This is a genomic window from Gordonia liuliyuniae, from assembly GCF_021739025.1.
In the GTDB taxonomy this organism is placed as follows: Bacteria; Actinomycetota; Actinomycetes; order Mycobacteriales; family Mycobacteriaceae; genus Gordonia; species Gordonia liuliyuniae.
This window is the reverse complement of sequence record NZ_JAKKOT010000002.1, coordinates 632308-648169: the sequence shown is the minus strand read 5'-3', so window position 1 is coordinate 648169 and position 15862 is coordinate 632308. Positions and strand designations below refer to the sequence as shown.

Annotated in this window: 16 protein-coding genes and 2 tRNA genes; 7 read left to right on the top strand and 11 right to left on the bottom strand. The window is 66.9% G+C overall.

Features of this window, described 5'->3' with window-relative positions:
- The first annotated feature begins 38 nt into the window (after positions 1-38).
- Both L5G28_RS04025 and L5G28_RS04020 read left to right on the top strand, forming a co-directional pair.
- Positions 39-2021 (top strand): M13 family metallopeptidase, encoded by a 1983-nt coding sequence (locus tag L5G28_RS04025; RefSeq protein WP_265743691.1) that lies wholly within the window; start codon positions 39-41, stop codon positions 2019-2021.
- Between the two features lie 51 nt (positions 2022-2072).
- Entirely contained in the window at positions 2073-4124 is a 2052-nt protein-coding gene (locus tag L5G28_RS04020; protein WP_237000389.1) for an MMPL family transporter, read from the top strand.
- On the opposite strand, the gene L5G28_RS19390 is transcribed toward L5G28_RS04020, so the two are convergent.
- A complete protein-coding gene (locus L5G28_RS19390; protein WP_237000388.1) occupies positions 4069-5001 on the bottom strand; it encodes a DMT family transporter in 933 nt (310 codons plus the stop codon). The genes L5G28_RS04020 and L5G28_RS19390 overlap by 56 nt on opposite strands.
- A gap of 104 nt (positions 5002-5105) precedes the next feature.
- Between L5G28_RS19390 and L5G28_RS04010 the strand changes: the two genes are divergently transcribed.
- Entirely contained in the window at positions 5106-5996 is an 891-nt protein-coding gene (locus tag L5G28_RS04010; RefSeq protein ID WP_237000387.1) for a LysR family transcriptional regulator, read from the top strand.
- Between the two features lie 22 nt (positions 5997-6018).
- On the opposite strand, the gene L5G28_RS04005 is transcribed toward L5G28_RS04010, so the two are convergent.
- Together L5G28_RS04005 and L5G28_RS04000 are read right to left on the bottom strand one after the other, a co-directional pair.
- Entirely contained in the window at positions 6019-7182 is a 1164-nt protein-coding gene (locus L5G28_RS04005) for a L,D-transpeptidase (RefSeq protein WP_372477160.1), read from the bottom strand.
- Positions 7179-7487: a hypothetical protein gene (locus L5G28_RS04000; RefSeq protein WP_237000386.1), complete on the bottom strand. Its 309-nt coding sequence runs from the start codon at positions 7485-7487 to the stop codon at positions 7179-7181. Before L5G28_RS04000 ends, L5G28_RS04005 begins: the two co-directional genes overlap by 4 nt.
- A 52-nt stretch (positions 7488-7539) precedes the next feature.
- Here L5G28_RS04000 and L5G28_RS03995 point away from each other — a divergent pair, with 52 nt between their 5' ends.
- Complete coding sequence (locus L5G28_RS03995; protein ID WP_237000385.1) at positions 7540-8397, top strand: alpha/beta fold hydrolase; 858 nt, start codon at positions 7540-7542, stop codon at positions 8395-8397.
- A gap of 36 nt (positions 8398-8433) precedes the next feature.
- On the opposite strand, the gene L5G28_RS03990 is transcribed toward L5G28_RS03995, so the two are convergent.
- The 5 genes from L5G28_RS03990 to L5G28_RS03970 are packed head-to-tail and all read right to left on the bottom strand — an operon-like array spanning position 8434 to position 11839.
- Positions 8434-9048, bottom strand: coding sequence for a TetR/AcrR family transcriptional regulator (locus L5G28_RS03990; RefSeq protein WP_237000384.1), 615 nt, complete (start codon positions 9046-9048; stop codon positions 8434-8436).
- Complete coding sequence (locus L5G28_RS03985) at positions 9045-10229, bottom strand: NAD(P)/FAD-dependent oxidoreductase (protein WP_237000383.1); 1185 nt, start codon at positions 10227-10229, stop codon at positions 9045-9047. Before L5G28_RS03985 ends, L5G28_RS03990 begins: the two co-directional genes overlap by 4 nt.
- Complete coding sequence (locus L5G28_RS03980) at positions 10226-10405, bottom strand: rubredoxin (RefSeq protein WP_237000382.1); 180 nt, start codon at positions 10403-10405, stop codon at positions 10226-10228. Before L5G28_RS03980 ends, L5G28_RS03985 begins: the two co-directional genes overlap by 4 nt.
- Position 10406: 1 nt before the next feature.
- The gene (locus L5G28_RS03975) at positions 10407-10574 is read right to left on the bottom strand and encodes a rubredoxin (RefSeq protein WP_237000381.1); all 168 of its coding nucleotides are present in this window, start codon (positions 10572-10574) and stop codon (positions 10407-10409) included.
- Between the two features lie 2 nt (positions 10575-10576).
- The gene (locus L5G28_RS03970) at positions 10577-11839 is read right to left on the bottom strand and encodes an alkane 1-monooxygenase (protein WP_237000380.1); all 1263 of its coding nucleotides are present in this window, start codon (positions 11837-11839) and stop codon (positions 10577-10579) included.
- Positions 11840-12004: 165 nt separating this feature from the next.
- Between L5G28_RS03970 and L5G28_RS03965 the strand changes: the two genes are divergently transcribed.
- Positions 12005-12844, top strand: coding sequence for an SGNH/GDSL hydrolase family protein (locus L5G28_RS03965; RefSeq protein WP_237000379.1), 840 nt, complete (start codon positions 12005-12007; stop codon positions 12842-12844).
- Positions 12845-12913: 69 nt separating this feature from the next.
- Here the strand turns inward: L5G28_RS03965 and L5G28_RS03960 are convergent.
- Together L5G28_RS03960 and L5G28_RS03955 are read right to left on the bottom strand one after the other, a co-directional pair.
- Positions 12914-12989, bottom strand: a tRNA-Arg gene (locus L5G28_RS03960).
- Between the two features lie 62 nt (positions 12990-13051).
- Positions 13052-13141, bottom strand: a tRNA-Ser gene (locus L5G28_RS03955).
- A gap of 111 nt (positions 13142-13252) precedes the next feature.
- On the opposite strand from L5G28_RS03955, the gene hisC reads away from it, so the two are divergent.
- Entirely contained in the window at positions 13253-14314 is a 1062-nt protein-coding gene (gene hisC / locus L5G28_RS03950; protein ID WP_237000378.1) for a histidinol-phosphate transaminase, read from the top strand.
- A gap of 3 nt (positions 14315-14317) precedes the next feature.
- Here the strand turns inward: hisC and L5G28_RS03945 are convergent, their stop codons facing one another.
- Positions 14318-15313, bottom strand: a complete 996-nt coding sequence (locus tag L5G28_RS03945) for an alpha/beta hydrolase (protein WP_237000377.1) — start codon at positions 15311-15313, stop codon at positions 14318-14320.
- Positions 15314-15427: 114 nt separating this feature from the next.
- Here L5G28_RS03945 and L5G28_RS03940 point away from each other — a divergent pair, with 114 nt between their 5' ends.
- Positions 15428-15859 (top strand): acyl-CoA thioesterase, encoded by a 432-nt coding sequence (locus L5G28_RS03940; RefSeq protein WP_237000376.1) that lies wholly within the window; start codon positions 15428-15430, stop codon positions 15857-15859.
- Positions 15860-15862 lie beyond the last annotated feature (3 nt).

The window sequence follows — 15862 nt, the reverse complement described above, 5'->3', positions numbered from 1 at the left end:
GCCCCGTCGCTAGTCGAACAGAGTCGACACCATGCACTATGGAGTGCGTGACTATCGAACAGACCTCCGGACTGGACCTGGAATGGGTCGACCCCGCGGTGCGCGTCGCCGACGACCTCTTCTCGCACGTGAACGGCAAGTGGCTTGAGACGCACGAGATCCCGGGCGACCGCAGCATCGACGGCGCGTTCCACGTGCTGCGCGACAACGCCGAAGCCGATGTCCGTGCGATTGTCGAGGAGTGCGCCGACAACCCCGGCGACGATGCGACGTCGACGCTGATCGGTGATCTTTACGCCTCGTTCATGGATACCGAGCGCATCGAGGAGCTCGGCCTCACCGCGATCGACGACTACCTCACGGCGATCGCGACCATCGCCTCCCCCGCCGACCTCGCCCGGACCCTCGGCTCGTTGCAGCGGGTCGGTGTGCGCGGCCTGTTCGGCTTCTACGTGGACACGGACGCCCGCAAGTCCGACCGTTACCTCGTGCACGTCGGCCAGGGCGGTCTCGGGCTGCCCGACGAGTCGTACTACCGCGAGGAGAACCACGCGCAGACCCTGGTCGCGTACCGCACGCATGTGGCTGCGATGTTCGCGCTGGCAGGCATCGACGATCCGGACGGCGCCGCGGCGACGGTCGTCGACCTGGAGACACAGATCGCCGGCCACCACTGGGACGTGGTGGCTCGCCGCGACGCCGAGGCCACCTACAACCTGCGGACGCTCACCGAATTCACCGACGGCGCTGCGGGTTTCGACGTCGCGGCATGGCTGCTCGGGTTGGCCGCGCCGACCGAAGAGACGTTCGCCGAGGTCGTCGTCGGCCAGCCGTCGTTCTTCGCCGGTGCAGGCGAGCTCATCGCGTCGCGTCCGCTCGACGACTGGAAGACGTGGCTGCGGTGGAAGCTGCTGAACTCGGCGGCCCCCTACCTGTCGAGTGCGTTCGTCGACGAGAACTTCGCGTTCTACGGGACGACGCTGACCGGAGCCGAGGAGATCCGCGACCGGTGGAAGCGCGGTGTGGGCTTCGTCGAGTCGAGTGCTGGCTTCGCGGTCGGCGAGTTGTACGTGGCGAAGCACTTCCCGCCCGCGGCGAAGGCCAGGATGGACGAGTTGATCGCGAATCTCGTCGAGGCGTACCGCCGCAACATCTCCGACCTCGAGTGGATGACGCCGGAGACCCGAGCACGCGCGTTGGCCAAGCTCGAACAGTTCACCCCGAAGATCGGCTACCCGGCGACGTGGATCGACTATTCGACGTTGGCAGCCGACCGCGGCGACCTGATCGGAAACCTGCGTCGCGCGTCGTCGTTCGAGACGTCGCGCGAGCTCGCGAAGATCGGACAGCCGGTGGACCGCGACGAATGGTTCATGACACCGCAGACGGTGAACGCCTACTACAACCCTGGCATGAACGAGATCGTGTTCCCCGCCGCAATCCTGCAAGCACCGTTCTTCGATCCGGATGCCGACGACGCCGCGAACTACGGCGGCATCGGGGCGGTGATCGGCCACGAGATCGGCCACGGCTTCGACGATCAGGGCGCCAAGTACGACGGAGACGGCAACCTCGTCGACTGGTGGACCGATGACGACCGCGCGGAGTTCGGCAAGCGCACCGCTGCCCTCGCCGACCAGTACGACCAGTTCACACCCGACGGGTTGGACGAGAAGTACAAGGTCAACGGCGAGTTCACCCTCGGCGAGAACATCGGCGATCTGGGCGGACTGTCGATCGCGCTCGTCGCCTACGCCATCTCGACCGAGGGCGCGGGCGAGCCGCCGGTGATCGACGGGTTGACCGGCGAGCAACGTGTGTTCTTCAGCTGGGCGCAGATCTGGCGGACCAAGACCCGCGACGCCGAAGCCATTCGCCGTCTCTCGATCGACCCGCACAGCCCGCCTGAGTTCCGATGCAACGGCGTCGTCCGCAACGTCGACGCGTTCTACGCGGCATTCGACGTAACCCCCGGCGATGCGCTGTACCTGGATCCTGCTGAGCGCGTCCGAATCTGGTAACGCCCACCACGGTTCTTGGGAAATGCCGGTCACGAGCGGTAGACAGTTCACATGACTTCTCGTCGGCCAGTCCGCGTCCTCGTTCCCGCACTGGCGCTGCTCGTCTGGCTGGTCCTCGCCGCGGTCACCGGTCCGCTCGCCGGTAAACTCAGCCAGGTCACCACCGACGACGCGAGCGCGTTCCTCCCGTCGTCAGCCGAATCGACGCAGGTGCAGGCACTGCTTCCCGAGTTCACCGATACCGAGTACTTCCCGGCGATCGTCGTCGCCGAGAACACGAGCGGGTGGACGGCTGCCGATTCCGCATATCTGTCCGACGCGGTCGCACCGCTGCAGGGCGCCGAGGACTTCGCGCCGCGATTCTCGCCGCCGATCGTCTCCGACGACGGGCAGGCCGCACAGTTGATCGTCCCGGTCGCCACGGACGGCGAGACCGCCGATGCGGTCGACAAGCTGCAGGATGCGCTCGCCGATCCGCCGTCCGGAGTCACGGTCGCGATGACCGGCCCCGCGGTGCAGGCCGCGGACCTCTCCGGGGCGTTCGCGGGCATCGACGGCATCCTGCTGCTGGTGGCCGGGGTCCTCGTCTTGATCATCCTGGTCGTCGTCTATCGGTCGCCGATCCTGCCGATCGTCGTCCTGTTGTCCGCGGTCTTCGGCCTCGCGCTCGCCTGCGGCTGCGTCTACGCACTCGCCGAGAGCGGTGCCCTCGAACTCAACGGGCAGAGCCAAGGCATCTTGTTCATCCTCGTGTTCGGCGCCGCAACCGATTACGCGCTGCTGCTGGTGGCCCGTTATCGGGAGCACCTGACCGAGGAAGACGATCCGCGGCGGGCGCTGATGACCGCGTGGCGGGCTACGCTGCCGCCGATCGCGGCATCGGCCGGCACGGTGATCCTCGGCGTGCTGTGCCTGCTGTTCTCCGACCTCAACTCCAATCGGAGCCTGGGCCCGATCGCGGCGATCGGCGTCGCCGCGTCCTTCCTCGTGTCCATCACCTTCCTCCCCGCAGCGCTCGCGCTCCTGGGCCGTACCGCGTTCTGGCCGCGCCGCCCGACGACCGGCGACACCACTGAGCCGCATCGCCTGTGGAAACGGGTGGCCGACACGGTGGCGGCGGCGCCCCGCCGCACCTGGGCCGCGACACTCGTCGTCCTGGTCATCGGCGCGGCGTTCGCTCCGATGTTCCGGTCCGACGGTGTCGCGACCACCGACTTCTTCCTCGGCGACGCCGAATCGGTCGCGGGCGCCGAACTGCACGACGCGCACTTCGACGCCGGGGCGGGATCCCCGACGTGGGTCATCACGCCGGCCGCCGACGCCGACCAGACCGCAGCGACCGTCCGCCAGGTGCCGGGCGTCGCCTCAGCCGACGTGCTGACCGCCGACGGTGCACCGGTCGTCCACGGAGCGGACGGCACGCACGCGCTCGCGGCGGTGCAGGCCACGCTCGCCGACGACCCGGACTCGCTGACCGCGCAGGACACGGTCGTCACGATCCGCGACGCCGTCGGGGAGGACGTCATGGTCGGCGGCCCGACCGCCATCGACCTCGACACTCGTGTCACCGCGCGTCACGACCGGAATCTGGTGATCCCGCTCGTGCTGATCGTGGTGTTGGCGGTCCTCATCCTGCTTCTACGGTCGTTGGCCGCACCACTGCTGCTCCTGGGCACCACGGTGTTGTCGTTCGCGACCACGCTCGGTGTGGGTGCTCTGCTGTTCAACGGCCCGTTCGACTTCCCGGGCGCCGACCCCGTCGTCCCGCTGTTCGCGTTCGTGTTCCTCGTCGCGCTCGGCGTCGACTACAACATCTTCTTGATGACGCGAGCCCGCGAGGAGGCTGGGCGGATCGGCACACGCGACGGCATGCTGTCGGCGTTGACGAGCACCGGCGGGGTGATCAGCGCCGCGGGCATCGTGCTCGCGGCGACGTTCGCCGCCCTGGCGGTGATCCCGCTGCTGTTCCTCGCCCAGGTCGCGTTCCTCGTCGCGTTCGGCGTCCTCGTCGACACGCTGATCGTTCGGTCCCTGCTGGTTCCGGCCGTCACCCTCGACGTCGGACGCCGGATCTGGTTCCCGTCGAAACTGTCGAAGGAGTAACGTTCACCGCTTCGCCACGGCCCGGCGCCTGGTCGTTGCCGACGAAGCACGCGGCGGCACCGACCACCAGACCGAGCACGACCCCGATGTCCGGACGTTCGCCGAGGATCGCCCATGTCAACAGTGCTGCGATCGACGGTATGACGCCGAACAGCAGCGATACGGCGGCCGCGCCCGCCTGCCGTATGGCTGCGAGGTACAGGGTGGCCGCGATCACCGAGTTCGCGATCACGAGAACGACGATCGTCCAGACGGCCTGGGCCGGGTCGGAGACGTGCTGCGGGGTGGCCATCGCGAACACGAGGGCGGGCACGAGGGCGACGCCGACACCGATGGTGTTCACTGCGATCGGATGCCCCTGCGTCAGGTAGCGCTGCTGATAGACACCGCCGACGGCCAGGCCGATCACCGCGACGACGACCCAGGCGACCGCGGCGTCGACGTGTCCGACATCCATGACGCGCCCGGCGAACGCGATGCCGACAGCCGCCAGCGCCAGCACCGTCGCCGCGATCCGGCGCCGCGACAACCTCTCCCTGAGCATCATCCCGGCCGCGGCGGCGGTGACCACCGGATTCATCGCGATGACGAGCGCGACGAGGACCGGTGACACTCCCGCGTACATCGCCTCGTAGCAGCCGACGAACTGCACTCCCTGGCTCAGGAATCCGACGACGACCGCGTGCCACGCCTGGATGCCACGCGGCCACTCCAGTCGCGCGACCGCAACGATCGCCGCGAGGATCACCGCCGACGCCACGAACCGTGAGACAAGCACCGTGCCGGGCGTCGCCGCGCGAACGGCCGCGGCACCGACCGGGTAACCGAGCGCGTAGAAGAAGGCTGTCGATGCACCGAGCGGAACGGAGAGTCTCACCCCTCAACGGTGACCGCCGCCGGGTCGCCCCGTCCAACGACGATCAATACTCGATCCGATCAGTGATACTTATCGTTCGCGCATGTGTGGCTACACTCGACGTCATGGGCAGGACGTTCGACATCACTCCGTTGCGCTCACTCGTCGCCGTCGCCGCGACCGGCGGAGTCCATCGTGCCGCCACGTCGTTGGCGCTCACCCAGTCAGCGGTCAGCCAACACCTTCGACGGCTCGAACGTGAGGCGGGACGCCCACTCGTCCGACGGGACGGCCGCGGTATCGCGTTCACTCCGGCGGGCGAAGAACTGCTGTCGCACGCCCGCGCGATCCTCGTCGCACACGACGCCGCGGTCGCCCGTTTCGAGTCCACACGCGAAACGGCCGTGGTGATCGGGGCCGCGCAGAACAGTTCCGCAGTGGTCCTGCCGATGGTCATCGGGAGGCTGCGCGAGAGTTTCCCCGGCACCGAGGTCCGCATCCATCTCGACCGGAACGCCACCGTCCGATCCATGCTCGACTCGGGAAGCGTCGACGTCGCCGTCACCACCCGGATCGCACCTGAACTGCGGGCACGCACCGAAGGGTTTCGGCTGCGCTGGCTGTGGTCGGCCCACCACGGGCAACCCGATCCGGGCACAGTGATGCCGATCATCACATTCTCGGCGCCGTGCACGCTCCGTCAGCCGAGCTTCGACGCGTTCAGCGGAACGCCCGGGGGTTGGCATGTCGCGGCGGAAGTCACTGATCTGGCCACCGGACTCGAAGCGGCCCGCGCAGGCGTCGGCGCGATGCTGGTCCCGGTTCTCGACCGACTGCCCGACGGCGTCGTCGCACTGCGCTGCGCGCCGCCGACTCCGGCAATCCAGTTGGGCGTCGCCTACACCGAACGGACCCGCACCGAGGTTCGAGAGACGATCACCAAGGTTCTCGGCGAACAACTCGGTCCCGAACGCGTCGAGATGCTGCACAACGCCAGCTTCCCGATGCCTGCGTGAGCCGTCCAGCGCACGGACGTCGTCACGCGTCGGCGTTACCCGCCTTCCAGGTCTTCCACGGCACCGCCCAGTCGCCGTAGGTGTCCCACACCGGCAGTTCGGGCCCACCCGAATTGGTGATCTCGACGACGTCGCCGATGTGAAAGTGGTCGAACATCCACTGCGCGTTCTCGTCACTCAGGTTGACGCAGCCGTGCGACACGTTCGACGACCCCTGCTGGCTCGTCGACCACGGCGCGGCGTGCACGAACTCGCCGTCGTTGGAGATGCGGAGATTCTTGTAGACGGTCTCTTTGTAATAGCCTGGATCGCCTGCGCAGACACCGTACGTGCAGGAGTCCATCACGACACTGTCGAGTCGTTCGGAAACGACATGGGGACCCACGTGAGACGGTGTGCTCGGTTCACCGAGACTCATCGGCATCTGCTTGACCTGCTCGCCGTTGTGGAAGACGGTGAGCAGTTCGGTCGCGCCGTCGGCCTTCGCGACCCACGAATCGTGGACCGTGTAGTCGACCGCGGTGTCTTCGGCGCCGTAGATCCCGTCACCGAGGTCCAGGCCGTAGATGTTCGCCTCGATGTGGATCTTGGTGCCGGGCTCCCAGTAGTCCTTGGCGCGGTAGTGGACATTCTGGTCGTCGGTCCAGTACCACGCTCCGGGCTGGTTCGGAGTGGTCGTCACCTTCAGTCGTTTCTCGACCTCCGCCCTGTTGGTCACCGGCTTGGTGAACTGGAAGACCATCGGCTGACCGACGCCGATCCCCTCGTCCGCGACGACCTCCGGCGCGGGCACCACGTTGGCGTACGCGGTGTCGGCCGGGTCGATGGTGGAGACGGTGAACGTCTTGCGGGTGTGCTTGCCGTCGTTGTTGACCGCGTCCGCGGCCACCGTGTACTCGGTTCCATAGCCGAGATCCTCGGTGGTGCGCCAGGCCGCACCGCCCTCGGTCGAGACGCCGTCGACCTTCTTGCCGCTGCCGTTGCTGACCGTGACCGTCGCGAGGTCGCCGCCGGTGACCCGCACCAGGATTTCGTCGGTCGGATTGAGCTTCTTCGCCGGACTGGCCAACGAGACCTGTGCGGGAGGCGCCGCGGGGGCCTCATCGGCGCCGCAGGCCGCCGCGAGGAGCGCGACCGCGAACACGCACAGTGCGACGACGACGCGCGAGTACTTCCGCACTATCACCGCTCGCCGTCGACGACCGTGAGAACGCCCGCGGTGCCCGCTGCCGCTGCCGCCGTCACTGCGAGCACCGACGGCCAGGCACCGATCTTCTTGGCGAGCGGATGAGACGCTCCGAACGCACCAAGGTAAGCGGCAGCCAGACCGACCGTCACCACGGGACCTCGGGCGAGCCACGACCGGCCCGCTGCGACACCTGCCGCCGCGAACACTGCGCCCCCGAATGCGCGTCGACCCGAGTACCGGGCGACGGTGTAACCACCGACCAGACCTGCCGCGACGACGGGAACTGAAGAATCGATCTGCATACTCGCCAGGATACTCCGGGCAGAAAAGTAGAACAGGTTCTATTCTGTTGGTATGGACGTGACATATGAGGGAACCCGACGCGAAATCGCCACCGACGACGGCGTCATCGTGTACCACGAGGCAGGCGAACATAACAACGACGCACTGCTGCTTCTCCACGGGAGCGGCCCGGGCGTCACCGGGTGGCGGAACTACCGCGGAAACCTGGAGTACTTCGCCCGGACGCACCACTGCTACATCGTCGAATTCCCCGGATTCGGGGTATCCGACGCGGTCGAGGGCCACCCAGTACTGACCGCGGGCTCGTCGGTCATCCGATTCATGGATGCGCTCGGCATCGAATCGGCCGCGATGATCGGCAACTCGATGGGCGGCGTCGTCGGCGTCAACCTCGCGATCAAGCACCCAGACCGCGTGCGGAAGCTCGTCACCATCGGCGGTGTCGGGCCGAACATCTTCAGCTCCAGCCCTTCTGAAGGATTGCGCCTACTCCAGGAGTTCACCGACGCCCCCGATCGCGACAAGCTGGTCCGCTGGTTGAACGCGATGGTCTACGACCGTGCCCTCGTCACCGACGAGCTGATCGAGGAACGATGGGAGGCCGCGATCAACCCGGACGCGGCCAAGACCGCGGCCATGATGTACGGGTCCGCGGCGTTCGAGATGCAGCAGAAGTTCCTCGCCGACGCCGACTTCCCGCCCTACTGGGCGATGATGCACAAGGTCAAGTGCCCGACCCTGTTGACGTGGGGCCGCGACGATCGGGTCAGCCCGCCCGACATGTCGCTCGCGCCGATGCGATTGATCCCCGACGCCCAGCTCAACATCTTCCCCAAGTGCGGCCACTGGGTGATGATCGAGGCGAAGGCGGCGTTCGAGGCGTCAGTGACGGCGTTCCTGGATCAGTGAATGTTGCTGGCCCAGTGAACTACTGGGCCCAGTGAATTACTGGGCACGCCTCGCTCCGGTGATGGCGGGCGTCATCACCGAAGCGAGGTCGGCGGCGACGTCGAAGTCCGCTTCGGGCGGCATCGAGACGTAGCTGAGCGCCATCCGCGTGATCATGCGCGCGATCCGACCGGACGCCTCGGCAGGCAACGCGATCCACGACTCGTGCAGGAGTGCGTCGAGGTTGGCCGACGCCGATTCGATGAGTGGGGCCGAGTCGGTGGTGATGAGTCTGAGCAGGTCGGGTTTCGCGTCGCCGCTCAGCAGCGAGGCGATCATGGGGTCCTGCCCGGCGCTGGCGAAGAATCCCGCGAACCCGGCGGTGAACGCTGCTTCGACGTCGTCCGGTGTGGCTTCGACAGCGGCCGAGATCTCCGCGGTGAACTCGTCGACCAGGCGCAGCGCGTACGCCTGCGCCAAGCCGTTGCGGGAGGAGAACTCGTTGTAGACGGTCTGCCTGCTGACGCCCGCGAACCGCGCGACGTCGTTCATGGTGACCTGCGCCCAGTCCTTCTCCATGAGGAGTTCCCGGAGACCGTCCAGCAGCGAGTTTCGGAGGAGCTGCTTGCTCGCCGTCGCGTACGACGGTCGGTCCCGGGTCGGAGTACTCACATCGACAAGCCTACGGCGATCTCGGACAAGCCTACGGCGATCTCGGAGCGGAGCTCCCGCGCGGCCGCCGCCCGACCGACGGTCACCGCGCCGACCAGGCGGCCGTCGACGCTCACACGGATGCTCGCGTCGGCGTCGTCGAGGGACCCGTCGACGTGCACCGTGCCGTCGACCGACGGCCATCCGACCATCTGAACGTTGATCCCGTATTGCACTGTCCAGGCGCGTGGCACGTCGACGAAGCCGTCGGGTCGACCCCCGTCGAGGTGTGCGAGCACCGAGACCGCAACGGCCCTGCCGTGATCGGTCGCCCCGAACCAGTGTCCGCCGAGCGACGGCCGGCCGGTCAACGCATCGGGCAGAGCGGCCGCGTCACCGGCGGCGAACACGTTCGGGGTAGCGGTCGCGAAGCACCGGTCGACGATGATCCCTTCACCAACCGTTTCGAGGCCGGCCGCCTGCGCGAGGGTGACGTTCGGCGTCATCCCGACCGCCGCGACGACCGGGCCCTCGATCTCGGAGCCCTCGTCGAGCCTGATCGCCCGCGCCGATGCCGCGCGCACTCGGGCGCCGAGCCTCACCGACACCCCGTGGCTCTCGTGGAGTCGCAGGAACCAGTCCGACACGACGGCGGGCGCCACCCGCCCGAGGAGCCTGTCGGCTGCTTCGACGACGTCGACGGACGCACCGTGCGTGGCAGCCGACGCCGCCAGCTCGAGTCCGATGAGCCCGCCGCCGACCACCGCGAGTCGACCGGACTCGTCGACCGCACGACGCACCGCGAGCGCATCGGACAGGGTCCGCACCGAACGCACATCCCCGGCGAGCCAGTCCGGCCTCGCCGAGTCCGCTCCGGTCGCCAGAACCAGTGCCCGGTAACCGATCTGCCGCCCGTCGTCGCAGACGACGACGCGTCGCGCGGTGTCGATCGCGGTGACGGCGACCCCGCGGACGAGGTCGATGCCCCGCTCAGGCCAGACAGCAGGCTTCTGCAGCGTGATCCGCTCGAGTGAGAGGTCTGCGGCCAGCAGGTCCTTGGTGAGTGCGGTACGCCGGTAGGGATGCTCGGCCTCCTCTCCGATCAGCGTGATCGGACCGTCGAATCCGCTGCTGCGCAGGGTCGTCGCCGCGGTGACACCGGCGGTGCCGGCGCCGACGATGACGATGGGTTCGTCGGTCACGGCCGTGCGATCTCGACCATGTCGAAGTCGACCTTCGCGGCGCCGCAGTCCGGACAGGTCCAGTCGTCGGGGATGTCGTCCCAGCGGGTGCCGGGTTCGATCCCGTCCTCCGGCCAGCCTTCCGCCTCGTCGTACTCGAATCCGCACTGAGCGCACTGATACAGCTTGAAGTTCATGTCATGCTCCGATCTCGATGAAGTCGGCCTTCTCACGGACCCCACAGTCGGGGCACGGCCAGTCGTCGGGGATGGCGGTCCACGCGGTCCCCGCGGGGTATCCCTCGCGCGGTGCGCCGATCGTCTCGTCGTAGGTGTAGTCGCAGACGTCGCAGCGGTAGGCGGCCATGATCACGCCTGCCCGTACTTCGCGAGGAGGCGAGTCTCCTTGCCCGGCTGCAGATTCGCCCGGGTCAGGTCACCGTCGTAATGGGCGACGACCCGCTTGTCCATGATCTTCCGCCAGATCGGCGGGAAGTAGGCGACGGTGATCATGCTGGCATAGCCGGACGGCAGGTTCGGCGCCTCGTCGAAACTGCGGAGCGTCTGGTAGCGGCGGGTCGGATTCGCGTGATGGTCACTGTGTCGCTGCAGGTGGTACAGGAAGATGTTGGTGCAGATGTGATCGCTGTTCCAACTGTGCAACGGTGAGCAGCGCTCGTAGCGGCCGCGTTCGTTCTGCTTGCGGCGCAGCCCGTAGTGCTCGAGGTAGTTGACGGTCTCGAGCAGCGAGAAACCGTAGATCGCCTGGATCACCATGTACGGCAGGATCTGCCAGCCGAAGATCGCGGCGAGCGCACCCCACAGCACCACCGACATGGCCCACGCGTTGAGGACGTCGTTGGTCGGGTGGAAAACCGGCTTGCCGACCTTTCGCAGACGGTTCGCTTCGAGGGCCCATGCCGACTTCAGGCTGCCGAACACGCTGCGCGGCAAGAAGGTCCAGAACGTCTCACCGAACCGCGAGCTCGCCGGATCCTCGGGAGTCGCGACGCGGACGTGGTGGCCGCGGTTGTGCTCGATGAAGAAGTGCCCGTAGAAGGTCTGCGCGAGGGTGATCTTCGAGAGCCAGCGCTCCATCGACACCTTCTTATGGCCGAGCTCGTGCGCGGTGTTGATGCCGATGCCGCCCATCGCGCCGATCGAGATGGCGAGGCCGATCTTCGAGGCGATCCCCAGCGAACCGCCGTCGACTCCTAGCCAGCTCAGGTCGCCGAATCGCCCGCCGGGCCCGGCCGTCCACAGATACGCGGCGAAGACGAGGCTCGCGAACTGAAACGGGATGTAGGCGTACGTGCAGTAGCGGTAATACTTGTCCGCCTCCAACTGCTCCATCAGCTCCTCGGGCGGATTCTGTCCGTCCGGCCCGAAGAAGATGTCGAGGATCGGCAGCAGCACGTAGATCAGGATCGGGCCGATCCACCACCAGACCGGCGAGACGGTTCCGAGCCATCCCACATCGAGTGTGTCGCCGAGCCAGTTCATCAATGCGATCAGTCCGGTCGCCACGAAGACCGCGGTGGGCGGGATCAGCCCCAGCAACCAGAGGTGACGCTTCTTGTCGCGCCACGCTGTCGCATCGACGGGGCTCTCGTCGAGTGTCGGGTTCGCCATCATTCTCCTCCTCGGCTGACGATCAGGTGATGTTGACATTAACCGTTGTTACGTACGTTGTCTATACATTTGGCTTAGTTTGTAAACAGAATGGGAGTCGATCGGTCGATCGTCGGTATCGGGTGTCGTCCATTCCTCGACGACACTCGGCACTAAGATCGGCGCATGGAGTTTTCGAGATTCGTCGCGATCGGCGACTCCCAGACCGAAGGCATGTGCGACGAGGTCGCCCCCGACATGTATCGAGGATGGGCGGACCGACTCGCCGACCAGTTGGCCGCGCACAACCCAGCGGTGCGCTACGCGAACCTCGCGATCCGCGGCAAGAACACCCGGAACACGCTCAACGAGCAACTCGAGCCCGCACTCGCCCTGAAGCCGGACCTGGTCGCCGCGCCGCTGGGCATGAACGACGTGATCGGCCGGGCCGACCTCGACGTCGTCCACTCCGACCTCGAGCAGATCTACGATGCGCTCGCCGATTCCGGTGCAACGGTGATCGTCTCGACGTTCCCCGACATCGCCCAGATCAATCCGCTCGGCCGCCTCTTCGAGTCGCGACTGTTCGAGATCAACGACATCATGCGCGGCTTCGCGCGTCGCCACGAATTCGTGCTCGTCGACCTTTTCGCCGCGCCGATCCTGCGTGACCGCCGTTCGTGGTCGACGGACCGGCTACACGCGTCGAGCCTCGGCCACGAACGGTTCGCGGCCGGAGCCGCCCACGCGCTCGGCCTGCCCGGCGCCGACCCGGAATGGGGCCGCCCGCTCGATCTCGTCGGCGACCCGCACCCGATACGCCGCACCGCCGACGACGCCCGCTGGCTCGTCGAGTTCTTCAGCCCGTGGATCGTCCGGAAGCTGCGCGGCCGATCGCTGGGCGACGGCCGCACCCCGAAGCGCCCCGAACTGACCGCTGTCGCGGCGCCGATCTCGTATCCGCGGGTCTCGTCGACATCCGCGGCATCTCTGAACGCCGCGGATGTCGATGAAGCCCGCGCTTAGCCGGAAACGCCAATGAGGACACCGCGACTGTGAATAGCTACAGTTGCGATGTCCTCATTGGGGACTATCTGGTGCGCCCGTAGGGATTCGAACCCCAAACCTTCTGATCCGTAGTCAGATGCTCTATCCGTTGAGCTACGGGCGCGTGGCCCGGATCGAGTGTACCCGATCCGATATTCAATTCTTCCAAGGCGTGACCTCGGTCGGCGGAGGCGAGAGGATTTGAACCTCCGGTCCCGTTTTAAGCGAGACAACTCATTAGCAGTGAGTCCCATTCGGCCGCTCTGGCACGCCTCCAGCGGAGTTCTTTCCGAACTGCCGAGGCAAAACATTACACAGACAACTCCAGCAGACGCAAATCGGCGGGCGGATGTGCATCGACGCCCTGGTCAGGCATACATTCAAAGGGTGACACCGCGCATGAGACCCGACCTGGAATCCCTGCCCGTCTACGTTCCCGGCAAGACCTTTCCCGGAGCGATCAAGCTGGCGAGCAACGAGGTCATCCATCCCCCGCTGCCCAGCGTCCTGACAGCCATCGCCGACGCCGCGTCGAACGCCAACCGCTACCCGGACAACGGGATGGTGGAGTTGACCGACGAGCTCGCGAAATCGGTCGGGGTCACCCCGGCCGAGATCCAAGTCGGCTGTGGATCGGTGATCCTGTGCCAGAACCTCATCACCGCGACGTCGGGTCCCGGCGACGAAGTCCTGTTCGCGTGGCGGTCGTTCGAGACGTACCCGCTCGCCACGCGAATCTCCGGCGCGACGCCCGTACAGATCCCGTTGACGGGGGACGGCGTCCACGACCTGGATGCGATGGCCGCGGCGATCACCGAGCGCACCCGCCTGATCTTCGTGTGCAACCCGAACAACCCGACCGGCACAGTCGTCGAAGCACAGGCGCTCCGCCGCTTCCTCGAAACCGTGCCCAACCATGTGGTCGTCGCCCTCGACGAGGCCTACTACGAATACATGCGACTCGACGGGCCGCTCGCATACGACGCCCTCGAACTCCGCCGCGAATTCTCGAACCTCGTCGTGCTGCGCACCTTCTCGAAGGCGTACGGGCTCGCCGGGCTGCGCATCGGCTACGCGGTCGGCGATCCGACGGTCATCACCGCCCTCGGCAAGATCCACGTGCCGTTCAGCGTGGGCAGCGTCGCCCAGGCCGCCGCGGTGGCGTCCCTGCGCGCCCAGGACGAACTATTGGCCCGCACCGACGCCGTCGTCGACGAGAGGACCCGCGTGACCGCCAGACTCCGCGCTCTCGGATACCCCGTGCCGGACTCGCAAGCCAACTTCATCTGGCTCGCCCTCGGCGACGATGCGGTGCCGTTCGCTGCCGCAAGCACCGACGCGGGCGTGATCGTCCGCCCGTTCGCCCGCGACGGTGTGCGCGTGACCGTCACCGACACCGCCGAGAACGACGCGTTCCTGGCGTTCGCGCAGGAGTGGGCTCAGCGGTAGGCGTCAGAGAGCTGGGGCGATGGCCTGCCACGCGAGAGGCAGGTCCCGCTTCCAGTAGTCCCAGCGGTGCGTGCCGATGAGACGGAAGTTCGATTGGAACGGCACGTTCTCGACACGCAGCTTGGCGGCGAACTCGAGCGAACAGCGATTCGCACCGACTTCGAGCGCCGAGCCCGCGGCAATCTGGGCGTCCACCGGTCCGTCTTTAGGGTCGATGTCCGCAGTCAAATCGAGCGGGCCGACCGCACCCGAACCCGACGACAGGAAGATCGCCTTGCCGCGCAGAGCGTCGATCCGGTACGCGGGGTCGTGCGCCCGCCAGGTCGCACCGCCGGGCCTGCCCCACATCTTGGTGGCGTCTGCGCCGCTCTGTGCGAGCGTCGCACGGACGTAGGCCTCGTTCGCGGGGCCGGTCACCGGTGGGCATCCGCTGAGCGAGGCCACCCCCTGATACAGGTCCGGATGCCGAGTGGCCAGGGCGAACGCCGCCTGGCCACCCATCGACAGACCGAGCACACCGTTGCGGCCCGAACCGGAGAACTTCTTGTCGATGAGCGGCGGCAGCTCCTTGGTCAGGAATGTCTCCCATTGCGGCTTGCCGACCGCCTTGTCCTTGCTCTTCCAGTTCGTGTAGAACGACGCCTCACCGCCCGCGGGGAGCACGACGTTCACGTTGCGTCCGGCGAAGTAGCGGCCCGCACCGCCCTTGGTGATCCAGTCGCTCACCTTCTCGCCCGCGTCGGCGCCGTCGAGCATGTACAACGCCGGGCGGTCGGCGGTGCCTCCCGGCGTCAGTACCGTGACCCTCATCTTCTTGCCCATGGACGGGGAGTTCACCGTCAGGTCGACGCGATACGTCGTCACCTTCTTCAGCGCCACGATCCGCGCGACGTCCTTCTTCGACGGAGCAGCGTCAGCGACCGTAGCCGGAACCAATGCTGCAACAGCAGCCACAGCAGCTACAACTGCGACACGTCGGGTAGATCGAATGGACCACATGGACGCTAAGAGTACCTAATCGAACCGGAAAACCGATGTCCGTACTTTAAAGACTTTCCTACGCGGTCGTTTCGTCGCACCGTGGCTAGGTCGCACCGTGGCTAGACTGCGCGGATGGCCGATCCCGCGTTCGCGTACGTCGCTCAGGTTCCCGTCCGGTGGTCCGACATGGACGCGTTCGGGCACATCAACCACGCACGCATCGTCACCCTGATGGAAGAAGCGCGGATCTCGTGGCTGCTCAGCGCGGGCGACGAGTACGCGCCGCTCATCAAGAGCGCGATGATCGTCCACGTCGACATCCGCTATCAGGGACAGCTCCGCCACGCCGACTCGCCGGTGCGCATCGGCATGTGGATCAAAGGGCACCGTTCCGTCGACTTCACCATCGGGTACGAGATCCGCGGCGCACAGACCGGCGACGACACCAAGCCCGAGTGCGTGGCGAGCACACAGATGGCCGTCGTCGACATCGAGAACCACCGACTGCGGCGACTGACCGATGTGGAGAAGGGACACTTGAAGGATTGGGGCAGGACGCCATGAGCT

Excerpts from the sequence above, each read along its gene's own strand:
- L5G28_RS04025 (WP_265743691.1), top strand. The coding sequence starts at position 39 with ATGGAGTGCGTGACTATCGAACAGACCTCCGGACTGGACCTGGAATGG.
- L5G28_RS03940 (WP_237000376.1), top strand. The coding sequence starts at position 15,428 with ATGGCCGATCCCGCGTTCGCGTACGTCGCTCAGGTTCCCGTCCGGTGG.
- L5G28_RS03995 (WP_237000385.1), top strand. The coding sequence starts at position 7,540 with ATGGACGTGACATATGAGGGAACCCGACGCGAAATCGCCACCGACGAC.
- L5G28_RS03970 (WP_237000380.1), bottom strand. The coding sequence starts at position 11,839 with ATGGCGAACCCGACACTCGACGAGAGCCCCGTCGATGCGACAGCGTGG.
- L5G28_RS04000 (WP_237000386.1), bottom strand. The coding sequence starts at position 7,487 with ATGCAGATCGATTCTTCAGTTCCCGTCGTCGCGGCAGGTCTGGTCGGT.
- L5G28_RS04010 (WP_237000387.1), top strand. The coding sequence starts at position 5,106 with ATGGGCAGGACGTTCGACATCACTCCGTTGCGCTCACTCGTCGCCGTC.
- L5G28_RS03975 (WP_237000381.1), bottom strand. The coding sequence starts at position 10,574 with ATGGCCGCCTACCGCTGCGACGTCTGCGACTACACCTACGACGAGACG.
- L5G28_RS03965 (WP_237000379.1), top strand. The coding sequence starts at position 12,005 with ATGGAGTTTTCGAGATTCGTCGCGATCGGCGACTCCCAGACCGAAGGC.
- L5G28_RS04020 (WP_237000389.1), top strand. The coding sequence starts at position 2,073 with ATGACTTCTCGTCGGCCAGTCCGCGTCCTCGTTCCCGCACTGGCGCTG.
- L5G28_RS03980 (WP_237000382.1), bottom strand. The coding sequence starts at position 10,405 with ATGAACTTCAAGCTGTATCAGTGCGCTCAGTGCGGATTCGAGTACGAC.
- L5G28_RS03945 (WP_237000377.1), bottom strand. The coding sequence starts at position 15,313 with ATGTGGTCCATTCGATCTACCCGACGTGTCGCAGTTGTAGCTGCTGTG.